The 5,551-nt window shown below is 39.4% G+C and carries 4 pseudogenes; 2 read left to right on the top strand and 2 right to left on the bottom strand.

Features of this window, described 5'->3' with window-relative positions:
• Positions 1 to 82: 82 nt before the first annotated feature.
• A pseudogene (locus tag QUA44_RS30005) lies at positions 83 to 340 on the bottom strand (transposase); the annotation flags it as partial.
• An 820-nt stretch (positions 341 to 1,160) separates the two neighbouring features.
• On the opposite strand from QUA44_RS30005, the pseudogene tnpC reads away from it, so the two are divergent.
• Positions 1,161 to 2,072 (top strand): annotated as a pseudogene (gene tnpC, locus QUA44_RS30000) (IS66 family transposase).
• 12 nt (positions 2,073 to 2,084) lie between these two features.
• Here the strand turns inward: tnpC and QUA44_RS29995 are convergent.
• Positions 2,085 to 3,764 (bottom strand): annotated as a pseudogene (locus QUA44_RS29995) (IS1634 family transposase).
• A gap of 323 nt (positions 3,765 to 4,087) precedes the next feature.
• Between QUA44_RS29995 and QUA44_RS29990 the strand changes: the two are divergent.
• Positions 4,088 to 5,254, top strand: a pseudogene (locus tag QUA44_RS29990) (ISL3 family transposase).
• The last annotated feature ends 297 nt before the right edge of the window (positions 5,255 to 5,551 follow it).

Genomic DNA, 5,551 nt, shown 5'->3' with positions numbered 1-5,551 from the left:
TACTCATGATGGTCTCGGATGATTCACTTTTACCCCCTCAATCTGCCTATGTGCCAGTTGGGGGTGCGGAATGTGGGCTACCAAGGCTGAATCTTCTTTTAGCTTCTCCAAATTTTTCCTCAATCAAGTTACGAATTATCTCGTCTGATTGAGCTTGTTTCTTCCTTGATTTACTAATATTTTTTGGTGGTTTTTCTAGAGGGACACCACTCATTCTTATCCCTCTTTATTTGCACAAAGCTCTATTTTTCTTCGTTCGACATATGCGATCGATCTGAATTGATTTAGGGTAAAATCCCGTGTGTCTTTTGAATTCTTCTACTTGTATTTTTAACCCACATTCCGCACCCCCAACTGGCACATACGCGGATTGAGGAGGTAAAAGTGAATCATCCGAGATAATAATGAGTAAAAACACCCAAAGATTTGTGCAACTATCGCATCATGCAGTTAGGAATCCCTAAAAATTGACGTGAGGGCATGAATTAAATCTTCTTAACCCATAAAACGTCAAAAATTAGACCATTAACAACTATTAATTGCTAGCATATCGCCCGCATTATGACTATAATACATCACTGTTGATTCAACAATTATTTAAATGTAAGTTAGTTTTATTAATCAATATTCAACTTCATTTCACGTAATTGCTCAACCCCCTTGACAAGAGAACGAGATAGACATTAGATAAAGGAATGAAAAAACTCCCTGACCTAAAACAACTATCGGACGAGGCAAAAGACGCCTTGATAGTAGATCTATGGCAGGAAATCGAAAAACTACGCTCCGCATTAGCCACTTACTCTTCAAAGTCAGACTCATCCCCCGCTAAAACCAGCAAAAATTCCAGCACTCCACCATCGAAAGGATTCAAGCCCAACATCAAGCCATCAAAAATAGAAGGGGTCAAAAGACAAAAAAGCGTAGGCAGAGCAGGAGGGGGAAGACACCTACATCTCGAACCCGACCAAATCATTATCGCAAGAGTGAAAAATTGTCCCGAGTGTGGAGAAACAGTCACTGCCAGAGCCCAAAAATTGCAATCCGTCTATGACAAAATAGAACTACCACCAATTCGCCCGATCGTAACGCGCTCCTAACGTTATAGCGGTCGCTGCGCCTGTTGTCAAACCGAGTATCTTGCCCCCGTACCCGCAGGAATGGAACCGGGTTCACCATTTGGCAGTTCAATTCAAAGCCTGGTTACGTATCTGCGCTACACTCATGCGATCGGCTACGAACGGCTGTCGGGAATCTTGTCATCGGTTTTTGGACTCAAGATATCCGAAGGAGCGATCGCCAACCTCTTAAGTACCGTCAAAACCAGTTTAGACGATCGAGTAAATCAAATACTACAACGATTGCGACAAGCAAAATTAATCTGCTCGGATGAAACCAGTGCCAGAGTGAACGGACAAAACCAATGGGAGTGGGTATTTCAGAACCAGGATATTTGCTTGCACGTCATCCGCCCGAGTCGAGGAACTGGGGTAATTAACGAAATTCTGGGAGAGCATCGCCCACAGGTGTGGGTGTCAGACTTATTTAGCGCTCAAAAAAATCACCCAGCAGAACAATGGCAAGTGTGTTTAGCCCATCAACTGCGGGATTGCCAATATGCCATTGATGCAGGAGACAGGATTTTTGCCCCAGCGATGAAGAGGTTATTATTAAGGGCTTTTGTCATCCATCGACGACGCGACAGGATGGACGAGGCTAAGCTGGAGTGATGTCGCAGCAATTTACGAGAAAGATTAACCAGAATTTTGAGTTTAGTACCATATCAGCCGGATGGTGTCCGGTTGCGAAAACGCTATGGCGAGCTGATGGATAATTTGTTCTTATTTCTGGAAGATGTGACAATTCCACCCACAAATAATTCTAGCGAACAAGCGATTCGGATGAGCGTGATATTTCGTCGCGTAACTAATTGCTTTCGTTCAGAATGGGGGCGAGATTTATTTGCGGCGGTTCGTTCCGTTGTGAATACTGGTAAAAGGCAGGGCTTAACTGCTTATCAAGCTATTCAACAAGCCCTCTCTATTCATGGCTCCCTTTTTTCCCCTAGTTGAGCAATTACCATTTCACAACAAGAAATAATAAGACCGACAGGTGACTGGAAACAAATTTAATATAGCCAACCGTTCCGATGTCAAATTAGAAACTTGCTGAATTCCTTGAATACAAACCGCATGAATTGATTGAAAACTTTGGAATATCCAGCGCAAAGTAGGTCGATTTGTTCCTTTGCTCAATTGATTTTTTACGGTTTTATTACTGAGTTGCAAGTTTTGCCTGAGTAACCTTTGACCTAAAGTATAAACCAACAAACATAAACCCATTATTAAAGTTAAAGCCTCGATTTTTTCTGGGGATTTGAGGAATACACTATCCGTAAAAAATAGCGGGTCTTTTAGGAACCCAAACCCTCTCTCTGCCGACTGCTGTTCCTTATATTTTACAATCATTTCATCAGGACTTAATTGCTCTGCATCGAGCACATTAGTAGCTAAGATAAATCTGCCACTAGCTTTGGTTATTCGGGCTACCACATTCGCATCTAGTTCTAGTTTTGCTTGAACTTTAAATATCAAGCTAGAGCTAGAATTGTCATGAGAAATGGTCGAATCAGTAGCGGGTTTTACTGTAGTTTGCCCGCAGGTAATTTCGGTTAAATTATGATATTTTAGTTGTTTGGATAAACGATTTGCTGCTGCGGAGGCATCTGCCGAACAAGCAAATTCAATATTTGATAACTCTCGTAACTTTTTCTGACCCTCAATTTCAGCTTTTTTGAGGTTTTTTTCTAACTTACGTTGGTCAGCATCACGACGCAAACTGCTCTCTACTACTAACCATCTTTGTGCAATTCCACCATAATTACTTTTGTGTTCTGACCAACGATATCCGGTCACTGAGCTTTGATGAAATTCTGATTCATTTAGCTGAGATACCAGTTGCTGCGCTTGTTTCAGGCAAGCGTGGTACACGAGTTAACCATTTTAAATTGGTTAACATTTCTAAGTTGGGAGCACTATATAATGCACTGTCAGCTACCATTAAACTGTCGAGATTTAATTGTTTTTTAAAGTCTTGACAAATTGAGGCGAATATGGAATTATCTGATTCGTTTCCTGAAGCTACTCGTAAAAATAGTGGCACATCTCCGTCTCCACTACAAATTAGGTCTAAAATGAACTGTTTTAAGTCGGGGCTTGGCCCTTGAGAGTAGCCGTAGGTAATCTGAATTGGTACTGGGGATGTTTGATGATTGATTGATGAATTATCTAACTGATTGTTATCTTTTTCTGTGCTTTCAAAAGATATTGATGGTAATTCTTGTTCATATTTGCCATGTAGATGAAATGAACTTGAGTCGAGGTGAGATGTGTCGGTATCTCGAATTTTTGAGCGGCTGACAGGGCAATAGTTGTGAATATTTCGGTAATTCCTACCAAATATAATTTATCTAATACTCTTCCTAAACGGTCATCATTGAGATGTGACGCTTGAATTCCTGAGCAAAGTAAATGTTCTATTGCTTTCCCTTCAAAAAAATTAGAAAATAAATATAATGGGGCGGAAACCATCCCTAATCCATTGATAATCATGGCTTTGACTACCAGGCCGGGACTGACGAGCTCGCCCGGTTGTTCGCCTACTAATTCATTGATTTTTTGGACAATTCCTATTTCATCGATTAGACCGGCTATCAAGCCCAGATGATCTAGGTTTTCTACTTTCATTTCAGATGCTTTCTGCATGGGCTGCTGAATCCTGATTTGAGCGTTGATCGCGATCGCCAGTTTACACTATTTTTGGTGATGATTGGTTACGGAAGAGCGATCGCAATTAACGCATTTTGGTCAGGCAATCGGGTTACGGATACCTAATAAACTTGGTTTTTTACCGAGCGCAATTTTAACTGGTATCAGATTTAACTAACGCCCTCACGTCTCTTGTCAGGAATTTTTAACGCTCGTGATGCCAGCGTGACCGAAATTATTGAGTATTCTTACTCACGCTCGATCTCGAATGATTCACTTCTACCCCCTCAATCCGCGTATGTGCCAGTTGAGGGTGCGGAATGTGGGTTGGAATAATATTACAGGTGGAGTCAACCGAGCGAGAAAGTCATTGTCATCATTGCGGGACAAAAAGTAATAGATTACATCAAAATCATCGATATGTAGTAAAAGATTTATCGTGGGGAGAGCAGCCAGTATTTTTAGAAATAAACAGGCGACAGTTTAAATGTAAAAAATGTGGCAAACCATTTAGCGAAAAATTAGACTTTGTGAACAACCGAAGAACTTATACAAAACGACTAGCAAATAGCACAATCAAATCAGTATTGTCAAGTGATATTCACAGTGTAGCAAAACAAGGAGTAGTGACAACAGAAGAAATAGAAAGAATGTTGTCAGATGCTTCAGAAGAATTATCGTCAAAACCATCAACTTTAAAAAAACTAGGAATTGATGAAATAGCTTTAAGAAAAAGCCAAGGAAATTACTGTGCCGTATTAATAGACTTAGAAACATCTAAATTAATTACAATTGTCAAAGGCAGAACACAAGCTGAAATCGAGCCAGTCCTTAAATCATGGGGTTCAGAGGTTTTAGAACAAATAGGAGAAGTAAGTATAAATTTGTGGAAAGGTTACAAAAGTTTAGTAAAAAAACTGATGCCAAATGTTCAAGTGGTAGCGGACAGATTTCATGTAATGGTACAAGTAAACAATGAGTTAGACACACAAAGAAAGCGTGAAAGAAGGCAAGTAATAGATTCTATCAAAAAATAGAAGTCGCCCCAAAAAATAGCAAAATATCAAGAAATATTAGAGGGAATAAATGACAGCAAATATTCGTTACTAAAGAATGAAACGAGTTTAAAGGAAAAGCAAAAGCTCAAATTAACCTCAGTTCAAAAAGTGTGTCCTGCCCTCGCAGAAATGCATAAATTAAAAGAAAAATTCCGAAAAATATTTGAAAAAATAAAAAATAATTGGTTCAGGGGATTGTTGAGAATTGGGAGCTGGCAGAAAAGAGCCAAACAATATTTTCCTGAAAGTGTGAAGACTATTACCAATTGGCTTGATGAGATAATTGCTTACTTTGATCATAGAACAACAAGTGGTGTTGTTGAGGGTATCAACAACAAGCTCAAGTTAATAAAACGTTCTGCGTATGGTTTTAGGAATTTTGAAAATTACAAAAATAGATGTTTACTTACTTGGCATTTTAATTGTTAGTTTAGCATGCCAAGTAAGGAAGATCCTCAATTCAAAGCTCGCGTCACATATCTCCGTTACACTCATGCCATTAGCTACGAACGGCTATCGTCCATATTGGCATCCGTTTTTGGACTCAAGATTTCCGAAGGAGCAATCGCAAACCTGTTGGCAAAAGTTAAAATCAGTTTAGACGATCAAGTAAGGAATGAAAATTTAATAACATCAGCGATGTATAATAAATAAATGAGTGAATATGAATAGGTTTAGGTTTCGGTAGATATGTCAAATATTATACCTACTTGGTTCTTTTTATGT

The organism is Microcoleus sp. N9_A2 (assembly GCF_036701775.1).
GTDB lineage: Bacteria > Cyanobacteriota > Cyanobacteriia > Cyanobacteriales > Microcoleaceae > Microcoleus.
Note: the sequence above shows the minus strand (reverse complement) of the source record. Positions and strands in the feature narration are given on the sequence as shown.